The sequence below is a fragment of the Pseudomonas sp. Eth.TT006 genome, from assembly GCF_054456575.1.
On record NZ_JBTJEN010000007.1, the window covers coordinates 63,839 to 86,061 of the forward strand.

At 55.0% G+C, this 22,223-nt stretch carries 26 protein-coding genes; 16 read left to right on the forward strand and 10 right to left on the reverse strand.

Annotation, left to right across the window (positions count from 1 at the left end):
* Positions 1-24 precede the first annotated feature (24 nt).
* Together ACXR0M_RS13055 and ACXR0M_RS13060 are read left to right on the forward strand one after the other, a co-directional pair.
* Positions 25-726 carry a CTP synthase C-terminal region-related (seleno)protein gene (locus ACXR0M_RS13055; protein ID WP_458832257.1) on the forward strand — a complete coding sequence of 234 codons (702 nt, stop codon included), beginning with the start codon at positions 25-27 and terminating at the stop codon, positions 724-726.
* Positions 723-1,043, forward strand: a complete 321-nt coding sequence (locus ACXR0M_RS13060) for an antibiotic biosynthesis monooxygenase family protein (RefSeq protein ID WP_458832258.1) — start codon at positions 723-725, stop codon at positions 1,041-1,043. Before ACXR0M_RS13055 ends, ACXR0M_RS13060 begins: the two co-directional genes overlap by 4 nt.
* A 128-nt stretch (positions 1,044-1,171) precedes the next feature.
* Here ACXR0M_RS13060 and ACXR0M_RS13065 read toward each other — a convergent pair whose 3' ends face one another.
* A complete protein-coding gene (locus ACXR0M_RS13065) occupies positions 1,172-1,498 on the reverse strand; it encodes a DUF2025 family protein (protein WP_458832259.1) in 327 nt (108 codons plus the stop codon).
* 220 nt (positions 1,499-1,718) lie between these two features.
* Between ACXR0M_RS13065 and ACXR0M_RS13070 the strand changes: the two genes are divergently transcribed.
* The 4 genes from ACXR0M_RS13070 to ACXR0M_RS13085 all read left to right on the forward strand — a co-directional run bounded on the left by ACXR0M_RS13070 (position 1,719) and on the right by ACXR0M_RS13085 (position 6,532).
* A complete protein-coding gene (locus ACXR0M_RS13070) occupies positions 1,719-2,840 on the forward strand; it encodes a glycerophosphodiester phosphodiesterase (protein ID WP_458832260.1) in 1,122 nt (373 codons plus the stop codon).
* A 162-nt stretch (positions 2,841-3,002) separates the two neighbouring features.
* Complete coding sequence (locus ACXR0M_RS13075) at positions 3,003-3,308, forward strand: PepSY domain-containing protein (protein WP_458832261.1); 306 nt, start codon at positions 3,003-3,005, stop codon at positions 3,306-3,308.
* Between the two features lie 324 nt (positions 3,309-3,632).
* Entirely contained in the window at positions 3,633-4,655 is a 1,023-nt protein-coding gene (locus tag ACXR0M_RS13080) for a transporter (RefSeq protein WP_458832262.1), read from the forward strand.
* A 263-nt stretch (positions 4,656-4,918) separates the two neighbouring features.
* Positions 4,919-6,532, forward strand: a complete 1,614-nt coding sequence (locus tag ACXR0M_RS13085) for an inorganic phosphate transporter (protein ID WP_458832263.1) — start codon at positions 4,919-4,921, stop codon at positions 6,530-6,532.
* 122 nt (positions 6,533-6,654) lie between these two features.
* Here the strand turns inward: ACXR0M_RS13085 and ACXR0M_RS13090 are convergent, their stop codons facing one another.
* Positions 6,655-7,551 carry a LysR family transcriptional regulator gene (locus ACXR0M_RS13090; RefSeq protein WP_458832264.1) on the reverse strand — a complete coding sequence of 299 codons (897 nt, stop codon included), beginning with the start codon at positions 7,549-7,551 and terminating at the stop codon, positions 6,655-6,657.
* 118 nt (positions 7,552-7,669) lie between these two features.
* On the opposite strand from ACXR0M_RS13090, the gene ACXR0M_RS13095 reads away from it, so the two are divergent.
* Positions 7,670-8,425: an SDR family NAD(P)-dependent oxidoreductase gene (locus ACXR0M_RS13095; RefSeq protein WP_458832265.1), complete on the forward strand. Its 756-nt coding sequence runs from the start codon at positions 7,670-7,672 to the stop codon at positions 8,423-8,425.
* A gap of 102 nt (positions 8,426-8,527) precedes the next feature.
* On the opposite strand, the gene ACXR0M_RS13100 is transcribed toward ACXR0M_RS13095, so the two are convergent.
* A complete protein-coding gene (locus tag ACXR0M_RS13100) occupies positions 8,528-8,947 on the reverse strand; it encodes a multidrug/biocide efflux PACE transporter (RefSeq protein WP_458832266.1) in 420 nt (139 codons plus the stop codon).
* An 89-nt stretch (positions 8,948-9,036) separates the two neighbouring features.
* Between ACXR0M_RS13100 and ACXR0M_RS13105 the strand changes: the two genes are divergently transcribed.
* Entirely contained in the window at positions 9,037-9,891 is an 855-nt protein-coding gene (locus ACXR0M_RS13105) for a LysR family transcriptional regulator (RefSeq protein WP_458832267.1), read from the forward strand.
* Between the two features lie 199 nt (positions 9,892-10,090).
* Here the strand turns inward: ACXR0M_RS13105 and ACXR0M_RS13110 are convergent, their stop codons facing one another.
* From ACXR0M_RS13110 to ACXR0M_RS13120, 3 genes are read right to left on the reverse strand one after another with little or no spacing between them, the layout of a single operon-like run.
* Positions 10,091-11,320: an RNA polymerase sigma factor gene (locus ACXR0M_RS13110; RefSeq protein WP_458832268.1), complete on the reverse strand. Its 1,230-nt coding sequence runs from the start codon at positions 11,318-11,320 to the stop codon at positions 10,091-10,093.
* Positions 11,313-11,657, reverse strand: a complete 345-nt coding sequence (locus tag ACXR0M_RS13115; RefSeq protein WP_458832269.1) for a YciI family protein — start codon at positions 11,655-11,657, stop codon at positions 11,313-11,315. Before ACXR0M_RS13115 ends, ACXR0M_RS13110 begins: the two co-directional genes overlap by 8 nt.
* A 40-nt stretch (positions 11,658-11,697) precedes the next feature.
* Positions 11,698-12,123, reverse strand: coding sequence for a YybH family protein (locus ACXR0M_RS13120; RefSeq protein ID WP_458832270.1), 426 nt, complete (start codon positions 12,121-12,123; stop codon positions 11,698-11,700).
* 141 nt (positions 12,124-12,264) lie between these two features.
* On the opposite strand from ACXR0M_RS13120, the gene ACXR0M_RS13125 reads away from it, so the two are divergent.
* The 3 genes from ACXR0M_RS13125 to ACXR0M_RS13135 all read left to right on the forward strand — a co-directional run bounded on the left by ACXR0M_RS13125 (position 12,265) and on the right by ACXR0M_RS13135 (position 14,711).
* Positions 12,265-12,750: a GNAT family N-acetyltransferase gene (locus ACXR0M_RS13125; protein ID WP_458832271.1), complete on the forward strand. Its 486-nt coding sequence runs from the start codon at positions 12,265-12,267 to the stop codon at positions 12,748-12,750.
* 19 nt (positions 12,751-12,769) lie between these two features.
* Complete coding sequence (locus tag ACXR0M_RS13130; protein ID WP_458832272.1) at positions 12,770-13,375, forward strand: pyridoxamine 5'-phosphate oxidase family protein; 606 nt, start codon at positions 12,770-12,772, stop codon at positions 13,373-13,375.
* A gap of 274 nt (positions 13,376-13,649) precedes the next feature.
* Complete coding sequence (locus tag ACXR0M_RS13135) at positions 13,650-14,711, forward strand: hypothetical protein (RefSeq protein ID WP_458832273.1); 1,062 nt, start codon at positions 13,650-13,652, stop codon at positions 14,709-14,711.
* Positions 14,712-14,842: 131 nt separating this feature from the next.
* Here ACXR0M_RS13135 and ACXR0M_RS13140 read toward each other — a convergent pair whose 3' ends face one another.
* Positions 14,843-15,160 carry a hypothetical protein gene (locus ACXR0M_RS13140; protein WP_458832456.1) on the reverse strand — a complete coding sequence of 106 codons (318 nt, stop codon included), beginning with the start codon at positions 15,158-15,160 and terminating at the stop codon, positions 14,843-14,845.
* Between the two features lie 280 nt (positions 15,161-15,440).
* Here ACXR0M_RS13140 and ACXR0M_RS13145 point away from each other — a divergent pair, with 280 nt between their 5' ends.
* Genes ACXR0M_RS13145 through ACXR0M_RS13165 form a run of 5 tightly spaced genes read left to right on the forward strand, consistent with a single transcriptional unit; the run spans position 15,441 to position 19,849 of the window.
* Positions 15,441-16,082, forward strand: coding sequence for an MATE family efflux transporter (locus ACXR0M_RS13145; protein ID WP_458832448.1), 642 nt, complete (start codon positions 15,441-15,443; stop codon positions 16,080-16,082).
* A gap of 33 nt (positions 16,083-16,115) precedes the next feature.
* The gene (locus ACXR0M_RS13150) at positions 16,116-17,174 is read left to right on the forward strand and encodes a hypothetical protein (protein ID WP_458832274.1); all 1,059 of its coding nucleotides are present in this window, start codon (positions 16,116-16,118) and stop codon (positions 17,172-17,174) included.
* Positions 17,171-18,007, forward strand: a complete 837-nt coding sequence (locus ACXR0M_RS13155) for an inositol monophosphatase family protein (protein WP_458832275.1) — start codon at positions 17,171-17,173, stop codon at positions 18,005-18,007. The genes ACXR0M_RS13150 and ACXR0M_RS13155 overlap by 4 nt, the downstream gene beginning before the upstream one ends.
* A gap of 22 nt (positions 18,008-18,029) precedes the next feature.
* Complete coding sequence (locus ACXR0M_RS13160; RefSeq protein WP_458832276.1) at positions 18,030-19,166, forward strand: radical SAM protein; 1,137 nt, start codon at positions 18,030-18,032, stop codon at positions 19,164-19,166.
* The gene (locus ACXR0M_RS13165; protein ID WP_458832277.1) at positions 19,163-19,849 is read left to right on the forward strand and encodes a dTMP kinase; all 687 of its coding nucleotides are present in this window, start codon (positions 19,163-19,165) and stop codon (positions 19,847-19,849) included. Before ACXR0M_RS13160 ends, ACXR0M_RS13165 begins: the two co-directional genes overlap by 4 nt.
* 207 nt (positions 19,850-20,056) lie before the next feature.
* Here the strand turns inward: ACXR0M_RS13165 and ACXR0M_RS13170 are convergent, their stop codons facing one another.
* The 3 genes from ACXR0M_RS13170 to ACXR0M_RS13180 all read right to left on the reverse strand — a co-directional run bounded on the left by ACXR0M_RS13170 (position 20,057) and on the right by ACXR0M_RS13180 (position 22,092).
* A complete protein-coding gene (locus ACXR0M_RS13170; RefSeq protein ID WP_458832278.1) occupies positions 20,057-20,545 on the reverse strand; it encodes a GNAT family N-acetyltransferase in 489 nt (162 codons plus the stop codon).
* Positions 20,546-20,866: 321 nt separating this feature from the next.
* Entirely contained in the window at positions 20,867-21,361 is a 495-nt protein-coding gene (locus tag ACXR0M_RS13175) for a GyrI-like domain-containing protein (RefSeq protein ID WP_458832279.1), read from the reverse strand.
* 68 nt (positions 21,362-21,429) lie between these two features.
* Entirely contained in the window at positions 21,430-22,092 is a 663-nt protein-coding gene (locus ACXR0M_RS13180; protein WP_458832280.1) for a LysE family translocator, read from the reverse strand.
* Positions 22,093-22,223 lie beyond the last annotated feature (131 nt).

A 22,223-nucleotide genomic window follows, 5' to 3' on the forward strand; every position in this document is an offset into this window, starting at 1 on the left:
ACTCACTCAAATCAAGGAAATCCCATGGACGCCATTTCCATCGCCCTGATCGGCGATTACGACCCGCAAGTTACCGCCCACCAAGCCATCCCTGTCGCGCTCGGTCTGGTGGCCGAACACCTCGGCCAAACCGTGCAATTCGATTGGCTGGCCACCGATCAGATCCACGTCGATACACCCTTGGAAAGCTATGACGGTTTCTGGTGCGTCCCCGCCAGCCCTTACAAAAGCGAGGCCGGTGCTCTCAGGGCGATCCGTTTTGCCCGCGAACAACAGCGCCCTTTCCTCGGCACTTGCGGTGGTTTTCAGCATGCGGTGCTGGAGTTTTCCCGCAATGTGTTGGGCTGGGCCGATGCCGAACATGGCGAGACGTCACCGGATTCGCCGCGCGCCGTGCTCACACCGCTGAGTTGTTCGCTGGTGGAGGCGGTGGACAGCATTCATCTGGTGGAAGGCTCATTGATCGCCAAAGCGTACGAAACGTCGGAGATTCGTGAAGGCTATCGCTGCCGCTTCGGTGTGAATCCGCAGTTCGAAGGCGAATTGCTGACCCATCAGCTACACGCCGTGGGCCATGATTCGGCGGGCGATTTGCGCGCGATTGAGTTGCGCGACCATGTGTTTTTTGTCGCGACGCTGTTTCAGCCGGAACGTGTGGCGCTCAAGGGGCAGGTGCCGCCGCTGGTACGGGCGTTCGTTGCAGCGTGCGCGGAGCAACGTCCATGAAGCCGAATGAACCTTGCTACGCAGTGATTTTCACCTCGACCCGCACCGAGGGTGACCACGGTTATTCGGCGGCGTCGCAACGGATGATGGAGCTGGTCAGCCAGCAACCGGGGTTTCTCGGGATTGATTCGATTCTCGGGGAAGACGGGGTTGGCATCACCATTTCCTACTGGGAAAGCGAGGCGGCGATTCTGGCCTGGCGCGAGCATCCCGAGCACAAGGTGATTCAGGCACGTGGGCGGGCGCAGTGGTATTCGCAGTTTCACACGCGGGTGTGTCGGGTGGAGCGCGAGTATCGGTTTTTTGCCAGTGAATAGTGCGCGGTGCCGACTGGCCTCATCGCTGGCAAGCCAGCTCCCACAGGTTATGCGTGGTTCTGCAGATCACGCGGTACCTGTGGGAGCTGGCTTGCCAGCGATGAGGCCTTAACAGTCAGCACAAAACCTCAGCCCCGCACCAGACTGCGCAGCGCCACAATCTCCGGCACCTCAACCTTGTTCATATAAACCCGCAACGGCTCGCTGATGTTGATCCGCTCATCGATGTGCTGATCCAGCAGCAACTGAATCCGCTCGCGTTTCAAGGTCATGGTCGTCTCCGAAGCTCTGTCCCAGACAAATTCACTGGTGGGAATGATGCCGTCGTCGGCCACGTCCATGCCGAACGAATCCTCGCTGAAACGCACGATGTACTGACCGGTCTTGCGGTTGAGGCCGACAAAGCCCTTGAGGTCGTCGGCGGCCTGGCAGATGAGTTGGGAAGTGATGCGCATGGTAAACCTCACGAAAAATCATCGATGGTTTACACGCAGGGCGGGAAGCGGCGCGCCCTCTGCCGGGACGTCTGCCACGGGCAAGCGTACTGCAAACCGCGCCACAAAAGTGCAGGAAAAATCGCTTTTAATACGTTTATGTCGGTCTGGCGATAGCACGCCATCGCTGCAGTTGTTAAAAGGTACGTCTTTGAAAATGCCCTGCGAAAGGAACTCGAACATGCCCGCCACTTTCACCAAAAGCGCCCTCGTCCTGAGCCTGATGCTCGGTTTTGGCCAGGCCCACGCCGCGACTGACGTCAACGCACTGGCCGCCGCCCACGGCATCCCGCACCCGGCGGTGATTGCCCACCGCGGCGCCTCGTTCGATGCACCGGAATCCACTGCGGCCTCGTACAAACTGGCCCGCGACCTTGGCGCCGATTACCTGGAAATGGACCTGCAGCGCAGCAAGGACGGCGTGTTGTTCGCGCTGCACGACAACAACCTGCAACGCACCACCGACGTCGCCAGCAAGTTCCCCGAGCGTAAGGACAGCCCGGCCACCGCCTTCACCATGGCCGAGCTGAAAACCCTCGACGCCGGCAGCTGGTACAACAAGGCATACCCGGATCGCGCGCGCCCGAGCTACGCCGGGTTGAAGATCCTGACCCTCGACGAAATCATCGACATCGCCCAGGCCAACCCGAAACACAAGCCGGGCCTGTACATCGAAACCAAGGAGCCGCAACTGTTCCCCGGCATCGAGCATGACCTCAAAGAGAAACTGCAGGATCGCGGCTGGTTGAGCCCGGCCGGTTCGAAACTGGCGAAAAGCGAGCTGGGCGTCGGCCAGGGCAAAGGCAAGGTGATTCTGCAGACCTTCGAGAAGAACAGCCTCGAACTGCTGCAAAAGGAAATGCCGCAAGTGCCGAAGATCCTGCTGTTGTGGGTCGGCGAAGGCAGCATTGAGCCGAAATCGAAAGTGACCTTTGCCGAGTCCGGCGAGAAGGACAAGAACGTGTTCTACGGCAAGCAGGAACCCAAGTCCGAAGCCGAATTCAAGCAATGGGTGGATTTCGCCAAGGCCCACGGCGCGATCGGCACCGGCCCTTCGGCCAAGTTGACCAAGGGCGGCGACCAGAGCTATTCGGATCTGGTGCAACCGTGGATGAACCAGTACACCCACGATCAGGGCATGCTGGTGCACGTGTACACCGTGGATGAGCCAGTGGATTTCGAGAAGGTTATGGCTGCCGGCGTCGATGGCATCTTCACCAACCGCGCCAGCGAATTGTTGAAATTCTACAAACGTCCGGCCAGTGCCAGTGTTGATCAGGTGTTGAAGAACAACGGGTTCTGATCGATCACCGAGGCGCCTTAATCGCGGGCAAGCCACGCTGCCACAGATTCTGTGCAGGGCTCGGCTTGCCCGTGTCGATTTGGGCCGAAGGGTTTTAAGGGTGAATTAAGTTGTGGTGGTTAACCTGAGCCCACTTCAACGAACAACCCAAGGAAAGCCCCGATGAAAACTTTGACTGCCCTGTTTACCGCCGCCGCCCTGACCCTGACCGCTGGCCTGGCCCAGGCTGACGTCCGCGTCGATCAGATCCCGCAACTGGTCAAGGAAGGCAAGATCAAGTCGCTGGAGTCGATGAACGCCGAGGCGCTGAAACTGCACCCGGGTGCGACCATCACCGACACCGACCTGGACAACCACTTCAACGGTTACGAGTACGAAGTCGAGCTGAAAACCGCCGATAGCAAAGAGTTCGACGTGGACTTCGATGCCACCACCGGCAAAGTCCTCAGCAACAAGCAAGACACCTGATACCGCACCCAAACAAAAGCCGCACGATCGCAAGATCGTGCGGCTTTTTCATGCCCACCATAAACCCTGTAGGAGCTGCCGAAGGCTGCGATCTTTTGACTTTATTTTTTAAGATCAAAATCAAAAGATCGCAGCCTTCGGCAGCTCCTTCAGGTGCGGCTTCGGTAGCCGGTCATCGAGATGGCCTCAGGCGCGCAACCCAGGCTTGGCAAGTCACCAATTAGCGTCACGGCGCTGTCACGCAAGCGTCATATGGCATTGCGAAGATGCCGCTCAGGTGAATCTGCAATCCCACGCCAGACGCCCTCCTCGCAGCGAGCCTCCATGAACCACAGCCTCGATATCAGTCATCGCGACCCTGACCTGTTCGGTTTGCTCTACGGCTTCAGTTTTCGCCCGGGTGAACGTGGCCGGGAGGTTGATTCGGCGACCGCCCTGCGCTGCCTGCAAGACGACAGTGATAGCGACCAGTTTCTCTGGCTGCACCTGAACCTGGCCCACGCCGCGTGCGAACGCTGGATGAAAAGCCATCTGCAATTGCCCGAAGAATTTTTCGAAGCGCTGCACGAAGGTTCGCGCTCGACGCGCATCGAACACGTCGACTCGGCGTTGCTGGCGGTAGTCAACGACGTGGTGTTCAACCTCAGCAGCATGGTTTCCTCGGACGTCTCGACGCTGTGGGTCTGCGTGCGCAGCAAACTGATCGTCAGTGCGCGCCTGCAACCGCTGCACTCGGTGGACAAGCTGCGCTCATCGGTGAAGGCCGGCGAATGCTTTCGCTCGCCGTCGGAGCTGCTGGTGCACCTGCTGCGCGACCAGGGCGAAGTGCTGACGCAGATCGTGCGCAAGACCAGCATGAGCGTCGACCAGGTCGAGGACGAATTGCTCTCCTCGCGGCTGTCGACCAACCGCGCCGAACTCGGCGCCCACCGCCGGGTGCTGGTGCGCCTGCAACGCCTGCTTGCACTGGAACCGGGCTCGCTGCTGCGCCTGCTCAACCGTCCGCCGCCGTGGCTGCAGAAGGAGGACGTCAAGGAGCTGCGCAAATCCACCGAGGAGTTCGCGCTGATCATCAACGACCTCACCGCCCTCGGCGAACGGATCAAACTGCTTCAGGAAGAGATCGCCGCCAACCTCAACGAACAGAGCAACCGCACCCTGTTCACCCTGACCGTGGTCACGGTGCTGGCGCTGCCGATCAACATCATCGCCGGTTTCTTCGGCATGAACGTCGGCGGTGTGCCGCTGGCAACCGATCCCGAGGGGTTCTGGATTCTGGTGGCACTGGTGGCGACGTTTACCGTGATTGCCGGGCGCTGGGCGTTTCGTAAAAGAGGCGACTACTAGAGCAACACCGTCCCCTGTGGCGAGGGAGCTTGCTCCCGCTCGGCTGCGCAGCAGTCGCAAACCAGGCAACGCAGTTTCTCTGGAACCTTGTATCAGGGGCGCTTCGCACCCCAGCGGGAGCAAGCTCCCTCGCCACAGGTGCTCTCTCGACTTTCGATCAATGGTCAGACTAATCCGGCAAACACTGACCTGCCGCAGTCTCTCTGTAATATTTAGCAACGATCATCAGCGACACTCCTTCCCTCGCTCAGGATTGTCCGCTCATGGCTACTCCCTCCCTGACCGCCCGCCAGGCATCCGCACCCAGCGGCAGGCCAGCCCTCGACAAGAAAACCGGCCCGTTCACCTATGTGATCTTCTTCGCGGTGCTCGCGATGGGCATGCTGTTCACCGCCTACAGCCTGATGCACGACATGCACGAACTGGGCACGGTGGTGACCACCTGGACCCCGTTCCTGTTGCTCGGCGTGGCGCTGCTGATTGCGCTGGGTTTCGAGTTCGTCAACGGTTTCCACGACACCGCCAACGCGGTGGCGACCGTGATCTACACCCACTCGCTGCCACCGAATGTGGCGGTGGTCTGGTCGGGGTTCTTCAATTTCCTAGGCGTGCTGCTGTCCAGCGGCGCAGTGGCGTTCGGCATCATCGCCCTGCTGCCGGTGGAGCTGATTCTGCAGGTCGGCTCGTCCGCCGGTTTCGCGATGATCTTCGCCCTGCTGATCGCGGCGATCCTGTGGAACCTCGGCACCTGGTGGCTTGGCTTGCCGGCCTCGTCGTCGCACACCCTGATCGGCTCGATCATCGGCGTCGGCGTGGCCAATGCCCTGATGCATGGGCGCGACGGCACCAGCGGTGTCGACTGGGCGCAGGCGACCAAGATTGGTTACGCCCTGCTGCTGTCGCCGCTGGTGGGTTTCGGCTGCGCGGCGCTGTTGCTGCTGGCCCTGCGCGCGTTCGTGAAAAACCGTGCGCTGTACAAGGCACCGGAAGGCAACACGCCGCCACCGTGGTGGATCCGTAGTCTGTTGATTGTCACTTGCACCGGTGTGTCCTTCGCCCACGGTTCCAACGACGGGCAGAAAGGCATGGGCCTGATCATGCTGATTCTGGTCGGCACCCTGCCGATGGCTTACGCCTTGAATCGCACCATGCCCGAAGAACAGGCGCTGCAGTTTGCCGCCGTGGCGCAAGTCACCCAGCAGGCGCTGATGAAAAATACTCCGCTGCCGGCCCCCGCTGATCCGCGTCCGGTGCTGGCGGAATACGTGCGCAGCAAGCAAGCCACACCGCAACTGATCCCCGCCCTCGCCGCCCTCACCGGGCACATTGGCGAAGAGGTCAGAGGCTACGGCTCGCTGGCGAAAGTCCCGGCCGAAGCCATGGGCAACGTGCGTAACGACATGTACCTGACCAGCGAAAGCATTCGCCTGATGGACAAGAACAAGGTCGGCAATTTCGACACCGACACCAGCAGCAAACTGCAACTGTTCAAGCAGCAGATCGACAACGCCACGCGCTTCATTCCGCTGTGGGTGAAGATCGCCGTGGCCATCGCCTTGGGACTGGGGACCATGGTCGGCTGGAAGCGGATTGTGGTGACGGTTGGCGAGAAGATCGGCAAGTCGCACCTGACCTACGCCCAGGGCGCTTCGGCGGAAACCGTGGCGATGCTGACCATCGGCGCCGCGGACATGTTCGGCTTGCCGGTGTCGACCACCCACGTGCTGTCATCCGGCGTGGCCGGGACCATGGTCGCCAATGGCGGCGGCTTGCAGATGAAGACCATCCGCAATCTGCTGATGGCGTGGGTGCTGACCTTGCCGGCAGCGATTCTGCTGTCGGGCAGCCTGTACTGGCTGTTCACCCAGATCTTCTGATCGACACGTTTCCCCTGTAGGAGTGAGCCTGCTCGCGATAGCGGAACATCTGTCACATCCGCGTCGACTGACAGCACGCCATCGCGAGCAGGCTCACTCCTACAGTTGATCTGCAGCGTTCGTCAAAGTGTCGAACGCACGACCTCCGCCAGCCACTCCATGAATACCCGCACCCGCAGCGGCAAGTGCCGTTGCCGCGCGTAGAGAATTGAAATCGCCATCGACGGCGCGGTGAATTGCGGCAGTACGGTGAGCAATTCGCCGCTGTCCAGATGCGGCTGCATGCCAGTGCGTGGCACCTGAATCAGGCCGAAGCCGCCCAGGCACGCCGACTCGTAGGCATCGGTGCTGTTGACCGTGACGCTGCCGGCCATCGGCAGGCGCCGCACCTGACCGTCCTGTTCATACACAAAGCCTTCCGAACGCGAGCCCAGTACGCCGACGTAATGCACCAGCCGATGCTGCGCCAGATCCTCCAGGGTCTGCGGCACGCCGTAGCGTTCGAGGTACGCGGGGCTGGCGCAGTTGATCATCGGGAAGTCGCCCAGATGCCGCGCCACCACCGATTGATCCGGCTGCGCGCCGACGCGCAGTACGCAGTCGAAGCCCTCACTGAGCAGATCGACGCGGCGGTCGGTGCTGCTGATTTCCAGCTGCAGATGCGGATGGCGCGCCATGAACTCCGGCAGCTGCGGCATGATCAGGCGGCGCGCGAGAATATTCGGCATATCCACACGAATCCGCCCGCTCAGCGACGCCGGATCCTGGCGGAACAAGCCCTCGATCTCGTCCATGTGCGACAGCAAATCCTTGCTGCGTTCGTACAACACCAGACCATCCTGAGTCGCCTGCACCTTGCGCGTAGTGCGTTGCAGCAGGCGCGTACCGAGCAAGGTTTCCAACGCCTGCACCTGCTCGGAAACCGTTGAACGCGGCAGCCCCAGACTTTCCCCGGCAAGAGTGAAACTCGACAGCTCGCTGACGCGGACAAAAGTGCGCAGCAGTTCCAGTTTGTTCATCAGGGCACCTTGATTGTTCGGCTAAGGCGATCAGTGATTCCGGTTTCAGTCTGTTTATCACCCCATGGCGGATAAATAAACTTTGCTCATCACCACTCAGCGCAATCGAGGATTTCACATGAGCCGTAAAATCGCATTGATCACCGGGGCCAGCCGTGGCCTGGGCAAGAACGCCGCATTGCACCTGGCCGCCGAAGGCGTGGACATCATCGGCACCTACCACAGCCGCGCCGATGAAGCCGAGGCGCTGGTCGCGGAGCTGCAGCAACGCGGGGCCAACGCGGTGATGCTGCAACTGGATGTGGGCCGCAGCGACAGCTTCGCCGATTTCGCCACGCGGGTTGAGCAAGCGCTGCAGCAACTGGGGCGTTCGCGCTTCGACTTTCTGATCAACAACGCCGGGATTGGCGTGCATGCAGCGTTCGCCGAGACCACTCCGGAGCAGTTCGACCTGCTGATGAACGTGCAACTCAAAGGGCCGTTCTTTCTGACTCAGCAACTGCTGCCACTGATCAACGATGGCGGGCGCATCATCAATATTTCCAGCGGCTTGACCCGCTTCAGCCTGCCGGGATATGCCGCCTACGCGGCGATGAAAGGCGCAATGGAAGTGCTCACCCGATATCAGGCCAAAGAGCTCGGCGCGCGGCAGATCGGCGTGAACATTCTGGCGCCGGGCGCGATCGAGACCGATTTTGGCGGCGGCGCGGTGCGCGACAACGCGGCGTTGAACGCGATGGTCGCCAGCAACACCGCGCTGGGCCGTGTCGGGCAGCCGGATGACATTGGCGGTGCGCTGGCGATGCTGCTGGCACCGGGGGCGCAGTGGATCAACGGCCAGCGAGTCGAGGCATCCGGCGGAATGTTCCTCTAACCCCACCCCTGTAGGAGCTGCCGAAGGCTGCGATCTTTTGACTTTGATTTTTAAAAACAAGATCAAAAGATCGCAGCGTGCCGCATCTCCTACAGGGGAATGTCACGTCAGCATGCGTGCACGGATCACGTCATAACCCCAGTGATACACATAGGTGTACGGCAGGAAGAACAGCAGCACGCCGATGTCCAGCAGCAAAGCCTGCCACAGGCTGATGGACAGCCACCCGGCAATCAACGGTACGCCCATCACGATCAATCCGCCTTCGAACAGCAGCGCGTGCACTACCCGGGTCAAGGCGTTGTGCGCGATGTTCAGACGCTTGAGCGTGCGGTCGAAGAAGCCGTTGAACACCACGTTCCACGCCAGCGCCAGCAAAGCGATCAGCACGGTCACCGCGCCCATGTCGAGCAGCGGCTTGTCCATGATCCACGCCAGCAACGGCGTGCAAATCAGGATCGCCAGAAACTCGAAACCGATGGCCTGAAAAATACGTTCAACAATGGATTTGTTAGCAGTCATGGCCTGCCTCCTTGAGTGAAGATGGTTGCCATGATCCAGCCTGATACCGATACTTCATAACCAATAACCATCGATCAAGGCGATAGTTCATGGCTTCGCAGGAAGTGCTGTTAGCGTTTGTGCAGGCGGCCACGCAGGGTTCGTTTTCGGCGGCGGCGCGCAAACTGGGGCGCAGCCAGTCGACCATCAGCGCGGCGGTGGCGAGTCTGGAAATCGATCTGGACCTGATCCTGTTCGACCGCAGCAGCCGCAAACCGGCGCTGACCCCGGCCGGCCACGTCATGCTGCAACAGGCCGAGGCAATTCTCGCCGCCACCAATCGTCTGGAAATGACTGCGCGGCAACTGAGCCAGGGCGTTGAGCCGAAGCTGACCGTGGCGATTTCCGACACCTACCAGTCGGCGCGCTTCGAAGCGGCACTGGTCGACTTCGAGCAACGTTACCCGGAGCTGGAACTGGAATGCCTGATCGCCGAGTGCGACGACCTGATCGCTCTGGTCCAGCGCGGCCGCGCGCATCTGGCGTTCGCCGAAATGCAGGACACTTACCCGCCGGATCTGCAGACGTCGACCATCGACGAGCGCACCGACATCGCCCTGTTCGTCAAACGTGATCACGTTTTGACCGGCGTTGAACAGGTCGACCAGCACGTGCTGGAGCAGCACCGGGAGTTGCGTCTGGCGACCATCGTCAATCCCTACGACAGCCGGGCCAAAGGCCGCGTGTGGTCAGCACCGAGTTACCTGATGCTGATGGAAATGGCGGAAATGGGCTTCGGCTGGGCAGCGCTGCCGCGTTGGCTGGTGGGACGTTTCGGTAATGGCTCGCTGGTGGAACTGACGGTGCGCGGCTGGCCGAAACCGGTGTATGTCGATGCGCTGTGGTCGCGGATCTATCCGCCAGGGCCGGCGGGGAGCTGGCTGTTGAGCAAGATGCTGGAATAGCGGCGTCGCCATTCGCGAGCAAGCCCGCTCCCACAGCGTTCGCGTCGTACACAAAATCAATGCACAACGCTGAACCTGTGGGAGCGGGCTTGCCCGCTCTTGTAGTGTCCGCGTCGTACACAAAATCAATGCACACCGCTGAACCTGTGGGAGCGGGCTTGCCCGCGAAGAGGCCAGCACAACTACCGCCCCTTCCGGATCAGTCCAACGCGGCCAACCGCCCCTCGATAAACCGCCGCTCCGGCACCTGCCGCGTCAACTCCAGCGCGCGCAAGTAAGCCGCCCGCGCCTGCTCCACCCTGCCCAACTGCCGACAGAATTCCGCCCGCGCCGAATGCGCCAAGTGGTAATCCTGCAGCTCGCCGCGCTGCAGAATGCCCTCGATCAGCATCAACCCGGCCAACGCCCCATCGCGCTTGGCCACCGCCACCGCGCGATTCAACTCGATCACCGGCGACGGCACCGCGCGCAACAGCACGTCATACAGCCCGACGATCTGCTGCCAATCGGTTTGCGCCGCCGACGGCGCCTCGGCGTGCACTGCCGCAATTGCCGCTTGAAGGCAATACGCGCCAAAACGCCGGGTGGTCAGCGCGCGCTCCACCAGCGCACAGCCTTCGGCGATCAACCCGGCGTCCCAGCGCGCGCGGTCCTGATCGTCGAGCAGAATCAACTCCCCGTCCGCCGAGGTCCGCGCCGGCCGCCGCGACTCATGCAACAGCATCAACGCCAGCAAACCCATGACCTCCGGTTCCGGCAGCAATTCCATCAGCAAGCGGCCGAGCCGGATCGCTTCGCGGGTCAGATCGTCGCGGATCAATTCCGCCCCCATCGACGCCGAATAGCCTTCGTTGAACACCAGATAAATCACCCGCAACACGCTGTCGAGGCGCTCGGGCAGTTCGTTCAGGCTGGGCACTTGATAAGGGATTTTTGCGTCACGAATCTTCGCTTTGGCGCGCACGATGCGCTGGGCGATGGCGGCCGGTGCCGAAAGAAACGCGCGAGCGATTTCCTCGGTGGTCAGGTCGCAGACTTCACGCAGGGTCAACGGCACCTGAGCATCCGCCGCCAGCGCCGGGTGACAGCAGGTGAAGATCAGCCGCAGACGGTCGTCTTCCACGTCTTCGCCACTCCAGTCCGCCTGTTCCAGATCCTCGAGCTGCGCCAGCAACAGCGGCTGCGAAGCCTTGAAGCGCGCGCGCCGGCGCAACACATCGATGGCCTTGAAGCGTCCGGTGGACACCAGCCAGGTACGCGGATTATCCGGCACGCCGTCGCGCTGCCAGCGCTCGACCGCGACGAAGAATGCCTCATGCAAGGCCTCTTCGGCGAGGTCGAAATCGCCGAGCAGGCGAATCAGCGTCGCCAGAATCCGCCGCGAGTCTTCGCGATAGACTTGCTCGACGCGCGCGCGGACTTCAGACATTCAACTGCCGCACCGGGCGTACTTCGACGCTGCCGACCCGCGCGGCCGGAATGTTGCCGGCCACCTGAAGCGCTTCGTTGAGGTCCTTGGCGTCGATCAGGTAGAAACCGGCCAGTTGCTCCTTGGTTTCGGCGAACGGGCCATCAGTGATCGACAGCTTGCCGTTGCGCATGCGCACGGTGGTGGCGGTCTGCACCGACTCCAGCGCTTCGGCGGCGACCATCCGCCCGCTGCCCTGAATCGACTCGGCGTAGGCCCAGCATTCGGCGTCTTCCGGGCTGTCGGGCGACGTGTGCAACAGGCGCTCATCGCTGTAGACCAGGCATAGATACTTCATGGCGTTCTCCTGATTCGAACGGATCAACTATGGCTGAAGATCAGGGTTGCACATCGAACAGCGTGGCGCCGCTCATCGGATCGAACGGTGCCGACCAGTGCTCGTGGACGATTTTCCAGGTCCCGGCGACCTGCCGATAGCACGCGGTGACGCGCATCCAGCAACTCTGGGTTTCGCCCTTGTCATTGGTGCCCCCGCAGTTCGCCACCCAGTGCGCGAAGGCGATGTTGTCAGCGCTCTCAATGGCTATTTCATGGAACTCGAAAATGTGCGGGCCGGGGCACATTTCCATGCACTCGACCCAGTGCGCGCGGTAGGCGGCCTTGCCCTTGAATTGCAGGGCCTTGATCGCATCGAAGGAAACAATGTCGTCGGCGTACAACGACATGACTTTCTCGACGTTCTTGGTCATGACGGCTTCGCGGTAGGTGTTGATCAGGGTCTGGATTGCAGATTGTGCGCTCATGGTGTTCTCCGTGTTTTTTGTTGTGAAGACACCCTTAGTCGTTCGGCCAGCGAGCCAATCGACAGACAAAACAAAAACATTTTGCCGGAGACAAAATCGCTAGAATCCGAGGCTCATCTTTGTAGGAAAAAGGAAATTCCCGTGTCAGCCCAACTCGTGCCGTACGACAGCCTGAACGCGTTGCAGCGTCAGCAAGTCGAGGCGATTGAAATCCATCCCGAGCAGATCAGGTTTTCCGGCGACATCCACGGTGCGTTGCACACCCTGCTGTCGAAACCCGGCCCCGGCGTGAAAGGCTTCGCGCTGCTGGCCGACCAGGTGCCGGTGGCCTTTCTGTTGCTCAAGCGCCCGCCGGTGTTGCCGGCCTGGGCCGATGAACACAGCGCCACCCTGCACGCCTTGCAGGTCGATCGCCGGGCGCAAGGCAAGGGATATGGCAAGGCTTGCCTGCAGGCGTTGCCCGATGTGGCGCGTCAGGCGTGGCCGGAGATCAAGGGCCTGGAATTGTCGGTGGATGCCGATAACGATGCGGCGATCGCGCTGTACGCCAAACACGGTTTCGTCGACAGCGGCGAAGCCTATAAGGGCCGGATCGGTTACGAGCGGCGCATGGGCCTGTTTTTCTGAGTCAGCAAGGGATTGCATGATGATCGAGTCAATCGAAGCACTGGAAGCAATATACGGATTGCCCCACGAACGCGCGGTGCGCAAGCAGATCGGCTTTCTCAACGAGGACTATCAGGCGATGGTGCGCCTGTCGCCGCTGGTGATCGTCAGCTCGGTGGGCGCCGACGGCCTCGACAACTCGCCGCGCGGCGACACGCCGGGGTTCGTGCGGATCATCGATCCAAACACCCTGGCCCTGCCGGACCGCCCGGGAAACAACCGCATCGATACCCTGCGCAATGTACTGCACGACCCACGGGTGTCGCTGCTGTTCATCATTCCGGGGATTGGCGAGACATTGCGGGTCAACGGCAGCGCAACCATCAGCGCTGAACCGGGGTTACTGGAAAGCTTTGCGGTGAACGGCAAACCGGCGAAAACCGTGTTAATGGTGAAGGTGAAGGCGGCGTTTTTTCACTGTTCGAAGGCGTTTGTGCGCTCCGACGCGTGGAACCCCGAGACTCACCAGCCGCGCTCGGCGTTGCCGTCTGCCGGGGCGTTTCACAAGCGTTTGAATGATGGGCAATTTGATGCCGAAACGTACGATCGCGAGTCGCCGTCCAAAGTGCGCGACAACCTCTATTGAAAATCAGATCCGATGTTCTCTTACAGGATTTTGTAATGACTCTGTAAGAGTCATCCCATGCAAAAAACCTCAACTCACCAAAACTTATAAAACGCTGTAAGTAAATTCTGATTTTTGTCCTGGAGATTGACGACTGGATGTCAAACACTCTAGTTTTTAGCCATGAGTCAATTTATTAATTACTCAAGAAAACTGCCATTTTCGGAATACGCACTCCGACATGGAAGCGATACTTTAAGCACAGCAGCACTCAACAACTCGTGGAGAGCACCGTGTGAAAAACAATTTAATCAACACTTCAAAGTCAAAAATCACCAACAGTGAAATAATCATATTGGATGGAAAAATTTCCATACCAAAAAATTATCTCCTAGAGAGAGCCTTTCTAGAACCAACAAGCGTTTTAATTATTTCTGGCTCTTTAATAGAAGGCATAGGAACAATTCACTCTGACATCGACTGCATCATTCTCTGCGAGCAACGCCCTACAGCAAAAAACATTAAAGATATCGAACACGCGTTTGTCACAGACGAAGATTATCGCCATATCACAAAAAACGAAGAAGTCCACAACACAACCGACTTCTATGGAGACTCAAGCATCCACATTGACGCTGACTACATCACCTTCTCGGAAATTGAAGACATATATAAAAAAATCGACAAGGCGTTTACTGAGGTGATTTCTGACCAGCGCTTCCTATATGACCCGATACTAACAAACACAGAAAACAACATCATTCATCGTTCTATTATCGGACATGCCATTACAAACGAAGAAAGATTCAAATCTATAAAATCAAGAATTCCTTTGGACAAGCATATCTACATTGCACATCGTGAAAAACTTCCCGTCTTTTATGCTTTTCAGGATATTCAAGGTTGTTGGCAGTCAGGAAATCTCTGGATGGGCTGTGAGATAGCCAGAGACATGATGCTGAAAACATCCATGAGTTTCACATACCTCACTGGCACTTCGAACAAGCACTATAAGTGGGTGTATTCAAACATGTATCGAGTTGAAGGATACGAAACCATAAAAAACAAGTTCTATGCTTTGGCCAGGAAAGGAGCAACAACAGAAGCGGAATGCAGATCCTACATCCAAGAGATACTGGACTACATGGACTTGGTATTCCTAGCAATTGAGGACCTGCTAAAAACAAAAGACCTCTATCCAACGACAAAAACTTCTCTTGCCGCACTAGACAATGAGTTCAACGAACGCAAACAAACCAAACATAAAATCTCAATGTGCGAGTACTATTTCAGAAAAAAATACTTTGCTGCTTCCCAGACCCCACGCCTAACAACCTTACTTAAAGAATGGGATTGAAATTTACAGTAGTTCCTTGGAATGACACAAACGGTCCATTGTATGGAAATCCTAAGACTATCTGTACCGCTAATATTTTCCAGATTGGGAGATATGATTGGATCACTGATTTTCTTCTCCTTTATCGGCCATTACATTGTCGACTCGTTGAGTGCCGCATCATTCGCCTTAGCGTCATTATCTTTTCTAACAGTTGTCGGAATAGGATTTTTTTCCAACACACTAATAACCATAGCAGGAGCGACCGATTTAAACACAGACAAAATCAAGTCAGAAATAGCCGCCTCCTTCAATCTCGCAATTTTTCTTGGATTGATAATTTTATGCATAATATTTTTAATAGGTAAATTCTCGTCAGAAATAGAAACCAAACCCAGCAGCCCTGACGACTTTAAAGCCCTTTTAACACTTTCAATCTCAATACCTGCCGTATACCTCCAGATTACCATTTTCAACTTCTATAACGGGATTAGAAAAACGCAACACGAACTCACGTTCACATGGCTACTGAACAGTGCTCTCGCATTAATATGTATCGCACACACAAACATAGACACAGATATAAACTTATCCGACTTCCTTATCACGTACGTTTGCCTGCGTTATTTATTCTCATTCGCGGCGCTAGCATTTTTCAGAATCACAATACAAAAACACTTAAATAGTTTTTCAGCACGCAAAAATTTATCAAAAAATGACTATATAAAGTACATAATTTGCGGACTCCCTATGGCACTGTGCTTTGGTAGTGAAAGCCTCCTATTCCTTTTACTCTCTCTGATATCAAAACATATAAATGACATTAGCCTTTCTGCATACCAAGCTTCTATTCATGCAGCCAGCATCATCTATATGATTTCTATCGGAATAGGAAATGCGGCAGGAATAATGACTGCACGCCACTACGAAACAAAGGACTTTGAAGCAATTTCAAAAACTCACAGCCAGGCAATCTGGCTTGGACTATTCATACTAACTCCAATCCTAACGGCGTGTTTTTTGCTAAATGAAAATATTTCTCTAATCTACACGTCCGATACAACAACAAGGATACTTATAGAAAAAAACATTATCATCTCAATACCTTTCTTGATATTTGAGTTCATTTATGTTGTCACAAGATTGACTTTGAGAGGCATGAATGATCTTTGGACACCCACTGTAATGACAATACTGACACTGAACGTTTTTGGTGTGTTCTCGTCAGTAACCCTATTATCGTTGTACGAATATACCGTTCACTCCGTATTTATAGCTTTAGTAGCATGTTCATTTACTCTGATGTTGCTTCTATCCTGGAGATTAAGGCATACCCTACATTACGCAAAAACCAATACTAAAAAAAACCTATGTCGTCCAAAATTGCTATGACCTTTACCAACTTAGCTTTTCGAGGTTCGAACAATGACACAGGCTTCCTCACTAACCGATACCAAAAATCAAAATTTAACATTAACGACGATAATTAGCGAACATCATGCCTGGCGAACATTGAGCGGATTACAAACGAACGACTATTACGTTTACCGAAATGCGATACACAGTGGCTGCCATCTTCAACGAACCTTGTTCGAACTACGCCACCCTGAAGTGATGATTTGCGACTTAAGCAATCTTGACCCCGCCTTTAATTACATGTCTGATTTACAGATAGTTAAAACCTGGCACCAAATAAACTCCGCCATTGATCAATCAAAACTTAAAGGCATACGAAAAATACTAGGCGATGGTCTGACGCCGGAAATAGCCATTTCTGGCCCATGCAAGCAGATGCTGTTTGAGTTTAAAACTCAGTTAATTAATAAAATCCTGCCTAAATCAGCCAAACAAAAACAACCAGCAGCCACACACCCAACAACACGTGGCATCTCGAAAAACAGATTGCTCATAAACACTAACGATAGCACCATTAATTTTCACAACCGATTCTGCGCATTCTACAGCGCTTATATATCGCATGAGCACTGGGACAATTGCCTAACCTTGAATACCAGATACATTTACGAAGACCACCCGATTTGGCATAAAATAAAAACACTATCAAAGAATAAACTGTTTTTATTATCAGCCGGTCTACCTCTTGCTCTTGGTTATCTCGCGGCAACTGGAGACGAAAAAATATTCTTTTCTGAAATTCATCGACAAAACGATGCAAGCCTATTGACTCGCCATAGTGAGTTTCTGGATATATTCCCTCATGATGAAGTTACGAATGAGCCATGGTTGATTATAGATAAGTCATATACAGGAGGAAGCCTTAGACAAGCGTCTAACATGATTAGAAAAAAACTAGGTTATGATGCTGACATTAAAACCCTCGCACTTTTCCCAAAAACCTTTAGCGCATTCATGAGCGCGGACTATGCAGTTTATGGAGGAAAATTATTTGAAGTAAGACTCTACGCATCACGTCTCAATAGAGAAACCTGGCATACTCAACTTATAGCTGAGAAGTCGACATGAGACCTTTATTCAAGGACGAACACGTTTCCGAACTGGAAGAATGCCTCTACGAAGCCAGAAAGCAACTACGTCGCTATTGGGCCGGGACGCTCGCATGCTTACCTGACTACGACACATCACAAAATCAATGGAACAACGCTCAAACACAATCCGATCTAGATTGCCAAAACATATTATCTGAGTGTCTATCACCTATCAGTTTTAAAATCGCAATATACTCGGAAGAAATCGCCAGTTTTACCACCCTCGAAAAAAAAGAGGAATACTCACTTCTTATAGACCCCTTAGACGGTACGCACAATGCGACTCTGGGCTTCCCTGGCTACACATCGAGTGTGGCACTTTATTACAATGGCGCATATATATTCGGCTGGGTGTATGACATATCAAGAGATCTGGTGTACACGGCAGCATTAAACGAGGGAGCGTATCTGCAATCCTCGATAATCGTGAAAAGGCTTAGGACACGCACCACCCACTCTTTAGAAGAAATGAGGGTTTCTTTCCATCGCCCCCGAGACGTTCAGGAAAGATCCAGAATTGAAAACATCATATGGTCAGCGGCGAAAGTCCGAATTTATTCCTGTTCTTCATTGGAAATCTGTCTTATTGCTGCTGGGGTTCTTGATGCTTTTATTGACGTAGGCCCACCTGGACACGAACGAAGTTGTGATATTGCCGCAGCAGAGTTGGTACTCAGAGAAGCGGGCGGTGCGTTATTCGACGACAAAGGCGGTATCAGAACTAGCTCCCCACCTTCAGCAACATCCGTATCAGACAATGGAACATTAATAGCCTTATCCACAAAAGAACTTATAAGATTACTCCTATAACTCAAGGAACTGGAGGCAAATCATGTTATTCGAAACAGTCAACCTGAAACTTAAACTATTATCTAATGGCATCAATTTCTCCAAAGAATTTTTGGATTATTTTCAGAACCAAACGAAGCATATTGAGAAAAGACGAGCATATGGCACAGGTGACAGTGTAATACTTGAATCCAGTATCCACACGCCTCAGGAAATGATTCTCGACGGACAAATTATCACGGCCGCTAATTACAACCCTGACTCAGCATATCAAATCGTTTTAGCACAAGGGCATCCAGCATTAAAGCATGGAAGCAAAACCATAAAAATTACATTTCCTTCCAGACCGAAATCCTATGGAGCACAATTAAGCAACGGTGAATTATTCGAAACGCATTTAACCGTATACGGAAACTCTACCCTTGGAATATTTTCACCAGGTCATTGCTATTACTTCAATAATGGTCGCGAGTGTAAATTTTGCTCTCTTGGCGCAGCCAGAGAAAACCTTTCCGACCACAAAATGCGTATCAAGGGTGATTTAGCAGGAGAAGCTGTAGAGATAGCTACCAAGGTGGAGAGTGGACGTTACAAGAGAGTTTTGTTTAACGGCGGCACGATTCCAAATTATGATAAAGGTTACTTAATGCATTTAGACCTAATGGAACGAGTAAAAGAAAGAAACACTGCAAGCAATCTGGATTACCACTTAATTTCGATGCCACCCAAGGATTTCCGGCTTTTTGAGCGCTTCAAAGGATTGGGCCACAAACTATCCATGAGCTTGGAAGTATTCAACGCAGATCTGTTTTCTGAAGTTTGCCCTGGAAAGTCACAGGATTATACAAGACCACGCTTCCTTTCTGCGTTTGAAGCTGCTGTCGAGGTTCTAGGTCGTGGAAACGTCTACGCGGGTTTTGTTGCTGGCATGGAACCTGTAGAGTCAATCATTGAAGGCATCGAGTATTTCGGAAACATGGGAGTGGTGCCTGCGGTTGCAGTATTCCACCCCGACGCTGGCTCACACTACTCCACGAAAGCGCGCCCTTCCGTCGACTTTCTAAATACACTTGGTAAAAAAATGTCAGAGATTTATCAACGAGAAGGATTTAGACCGTTAATAGAAGGAAGTGGAAGAAATTCTTTAGATACTGAAGCATATTTAGGAGGTTTTGCATGAATTATTTTTTGGAAAAGGGAGTATTTATTGCATTTGAAGGTACCGATGGTGCAGGAAAATCAACGGTTGCGCGAGCGACATATGACAGAATTCTTGAGTCCCATTCTGCATTGCACTATATAGACAAAAATCGGCCTCCAGTGCCCACAGGCTATACAGAGTTTCATATGTCTAGGCTACGTGAAGTCCTATGGGACTATCCGGACAACGCTCCCTTGGAACAATTGGGTGACAAACACTGGATGAGCCTAATCACAGCGTGGTTTCACGCCACAGATCATGCGGCTATAACACATTTAATCAACTCTGGCGCAAGTTGCATCGCCGATGGTTGGCACTATAAATACCTGGCGCGCTTCCTGCTCAAGAATACTGATTTGGCTGACGATGCGCTGAGAATGTTTTCAACAATTAGGAAACCTGATTTCGTAATTTTTTTAGATGTTGATCCGGTACTGGCAGCACAGAGAAAAGGGTCATTTCGCCTTAGCGAGAGTGGAGCCTACGATGGTGCCAATGAAGACCGCCAACAGGGATTTATTGAATACCAGAATCGAGTTCGATCCAGTTATGAGCGATGCGGTCTGGTGGACTGGATTAGGATCGATACAACCGACCTCAGTGAAGCTGCGGTACTCGATAAGACAGTCACTGCAGTCCAGAGAATCCTTTGCAGGGAATAGAAACCAACAAGTCTAACGATGATAGTTTGATGTCCACACTCCACATGCTCGCGGAGCACCAATTAAGGTTCACGACACCCTCTACTGACCCACCACAATCCCCTGTAGGAGCTGCCGCAGGCTGCGATCTTTTGATCTTGCTGTTCAGAAAATCAAGATCAAAAGATCGCAGCCTTCGGCAGCTCCTACAGGGTAGATCGTGTGGGTTCAGAGGGTGAGGATCATCTCGTGCCACGCCATCCCGCCGTGATCCGACTCCGACGGTTTGATGTAGGCGAAGCCGAACCCGGCGTACAGCGGGATGTGCTGCTCCTTGCACATCAGATGAATCGTCGCTTTATCCATTCCGCGCATGCGTTCGATGAACTCGGCCAGCAAGCGTTTGGCCAGGCCCTGGCCCTGATAGTCCGGGTGCACCACCACCGACATGATCACCACGTTCGGCCCCATCGGATCGTGGCCGATCAGTTCCTTGAACGCTTCGTCGGACATCTGCACATCAAACGCTGCGCCCGAGTTGATGAAACCGGCAAGCACGCCGTCCACTTCGGCAACGATGAAGCCGTCTGGCCAAGTGGCGATGCGCGTGGCGATTTTTTCGCGGGTGGCGGCTTCGTCGCCTTCGTAGGCCACGGTTTCGATGGCGTAGCTGCGATCCAGGTCGGCGGCAGTGACGTTGCGGATGACGGTGTTCATGGCAGCTCGAAAATCAGCGGGAAAGTGCGCGAAGCATAAAGGAATAAGCGGTTCATATCGATTCGCGCGGGGGGCGTAAAGCCTGCGTATAAGCGCTTTTCTTCCGATCGGCAGCGGGCTATTTCTGAGGCGTGTCTCTGATCACCCTTGGGGGGAACCGCTTATGAACAGCGTGGAAATTGGTCTGTTGATGGTGTTGGGCATCAGTACGTTTGGCTTTATCACCCTGGGCATCGACCTGTTGCGGGCACGACGCTTGGGCAAGAGTAAACGCGGTTAAGCTGCCTGCGGCGGATCGGCGATCCGCCGCATGTCATGGACTCAGGCTTTGCTATCGACCGGCACGCAGATTTCCAGGGTGCCGGTTTGCAGCCGCGGATTGAAATCGGCGCTGTAGCGCTCCAGTTCAGGGGAGTTCAGCTCCACATAATGCGAGCTCGGCAGCCAGGTCTGGTAGATGTATTGCAGAGTCTGCGGCAGTTGTTCGAGCGGTCCCTTGTGCTGGAAAACCGCGTATTGCCTGGGCAGCACTTCAATCCACTGGTAGACCTTCTGGTCGAGGTCATCGAGCTTGCTGATTTCCACACCGGCGGTGTAATCGAAGCCGCCCTTGCCGTCGAAATTGCTGCAGACGCCGTAGGTCACTTCGTTTTTCTGTCCCTGGATCTTTCCCAAGTGCGGCAAGAACTTTTCCCACAACGCGGGGATGTCCTTGGCGGTGTCTTGGGTAAATCGACCACGAAATCCTGCAATCAGCAGGAAGTGTCCATGTTCGAAGCGAGGTTCCGCCACTTCGACGCGTTTTTGCTCATCCATGACTCGACTCCTGGAACAAAAATAGGGGTTCGGCTGCTGAGTATAGAAGCCAAACCCCGTTTGCAATGTTACAGGGCGTGCAACGCGTCGGCGGCACCGGCGCCAATGAACTCGTTATACCCGGATACGATCACGTACACCGCGAAATAGCAGAAGATCGCGGCAGAAGCCATGTAGGAATAGCGCAACAGTTTGTCGCCTAGCAGCTTGCCGCCGTGGCTCGCGGCAAAGCACAGACCGGCCGACCAGAGCAGCCCGGCGCAGAGGAAGCCACCGAGGAACAGCGCCGAGCTGACCGGGCCACCGCCGCCAGATCGTGCGATCAAAGTGCCACCGACCGCAGCGAACCACAGAATGGCGCTCGGCGAGGACATGGCGAGGAAGATCCCGCGGAAAAACTCCTTGCGATGCGAGTTCTGCCCCACCTCGGCAGTCGCCGCCAGTTGCGCCTCATGGTGAATCGCCGAATAGATCATCTTCGCCGCGAAATAGATCAGCAGCGCCGAACCGCCGATCCACAGTACCCAGCGCACGGTTTCGTACTGCAGCAACACAGTCATCCCGGCCAGTGCCAGCACCGCGTAGATCAAATCACCAACGCAGGTACCGAGGCCTAGCGCGAAGCCCTGAAAGTAACCGCGCTGCATCGCCAGGGTGATCATCGCGATGTTGGCCACGCCGATGTCCAGGCACAGCGAGAGGCTCAGCAAAAAGCCGCTGGTGAATTCCATAAAGCATTTCCTTGGAAAAAATTATCGTGGTGCACGCTGGACAGTCAGCCATCGCTGCCCTTATCTTCGGCCACAGGTCACCGCAGTGACCAGCGTCGCTCGGACGGTTCCGGGCGCTTACGTTATCCGAG

Coding starts and splice junctions, on each gene's coding strand:
- ACXR0M_RS13095 (WP_458832265.1), top strand. CDS start 7,670: ATGAGCCGTAAAATCGCATTGATCACCGGGGCCAGCCGTGGCCTGGGC.
- ACXR0M_RS13100 (WP_458832266.1), bottom strand. CDS start 8,947: ATGACTGCTAACAAATCCATTGTTGAACGTATTTTTCAGGCCATCGGT.
- ACXR0M_RS13145 (WP_458832448.1), top strand. CDS start 15,441: ATGGCACTGTGCTTTGGTAGTGAAAGCCTCCTATTCCTTTTACTCTCT.
- ACXR0M_RS13065 (WP_458832259.1), bottom strand. CDS start 1,498: ATGCGCATCACTTCCCAACTCATCTGCCAGGCCGCCGACGACCTCAAG.
- ACXR0M_RS13060 (WP_458832258.1), top strand. CDS start 723: ATGAAGCCGAATGAACCTTGCTACGCAGTGATTTTCACCTCGACCCGC.
- ACXR0M_RS13155 (WP_458832275.1), top strand. CDS start 17,171: ATGAGACCTTTATTCAAGGACGAACACGTTTCCGAACTGGAAGAATGC.
- ACXR0M_RS13110 (WP_458832268.1), bottom strand. CDS start 11,320: ATGTCTGAAGTCCGCGCGCGCGTCGAGCAAGTCTATCGCGAAGACTCG.
- ACXR0M_RS13180 (WP_458832280.1), bottom strand. CDS start 22,092: ATGGAATTCACCAGCGGCTTTTTGCTGAGCCTCTCGCTGTGCCTGGAC.
- ACXR0M_RS13055 (WP_458832257.1), top strand. CDS start 25: ATGGACGCCATTTCCATCGCCCTGATCGGCGATTACGACCCGCAAGTT.
- ACXR0M_RS13090 (WP_458832264.1), bottom strand. CDS start 7,551: ATGAACAAACTGGAACTGCTGCGCACTTTTGTCCGCGTCAGCGAGCTG.
- ACXR0M_RS13105 (WP_458832267.1), top strand. CDS start 9,037: ATGGCTTCGCAGGAAGTGCTGTTAGCGTTTGTGCAGGCGGCCACGCAG.
- ACXR0M_RS13085 (WP_458832263.1), top strand. CDS start 4,919: ATGGCTACTCCCTCCCTGACCGCCCGCCAGGCATCCGCACCCAGCGGC.
- ACXR0M_RS13075 (WP_458832261.1), top strand. CDS start 3,003: ATGAAAACTTTGACTGCCCTGTTTACCGCCGCCGCCCTGACCCTGACC.
- ACXR0M_RS13160 (WP_458832276.1), top strand. CDS start 18,030: ATGTTATTCGAAACAGTCAACCTGAAACTTAAACTATTATCTAATGGC.
- ACXR0M_RS13175 (WP_458832279.1), bottom strand. CDS start 21,361: ATGGATGAGCAAAAACGCGTCGAAGTGGCGGAACCTCGCTTCGAACAT.
- ACXR0M_RS13080 (WP_458832262.1), top strand. CDS start 3,633: ATGAACCACAGCCTCGATATCAGTCATCGCGACCCTGACCTGTTCGGT.
- ACXR0M_RS13070 (WP_458832260.1), top strand. CDS start 1,719: ATGCCCGCCACTTTCACCAAAAGCGCCCTCGTCCTGAGCCTGATGCTC.
- ACXR0M_RS13120 (WP_458832270.1), bottom strand. CDS start 12,123: ATGAGCGCACAATCTGCAATCCAGACCCTGATCAACACCTACCGCGAA.
- ACXR0M_RS13170 (WP_458832278.1), bottom strand. CDS start 20,545: ATGAACACCGTCATCCGCAACGTCACTGCCGCCGACCTGGATCGCAGC.
- ACXR0M_RS13165 (WP_458832277.1), top strand. CDS start 19,163: ATGAATTATTTTTTGGAAAAGGGAGTATTTATTGCATTTGAAGGTACC.
- ACXR0M_RS13140 (WP_458832456.1), bottom strand. CDS start 15,160: ATGGTAATCTGGAGGTATACGGCAGGTATTGAGATTGAAAGTGTTAAA.
- ACXR0M_RS13150 (WP_458832274.1), top strand. CDS start 16,116: ATGACACAGGCTTCCTCACTAACCGATACCAAAAATCAAAATTTAACA.
- ACXR0M_RS13115 (WP_458832269.1), bottom strand. CDS start 11,657: ATGAAGTATCTATGCCTGGTCTACAGCGATGAGCGCCTGTTGCACACG.
- ACXR0M_RS13130 (WP_458832272.1), top strand. CDS start 12,770: ATGATCGAGTCAATCGAAGCACTGGAAGCAATATACGGATTGCCCCAC.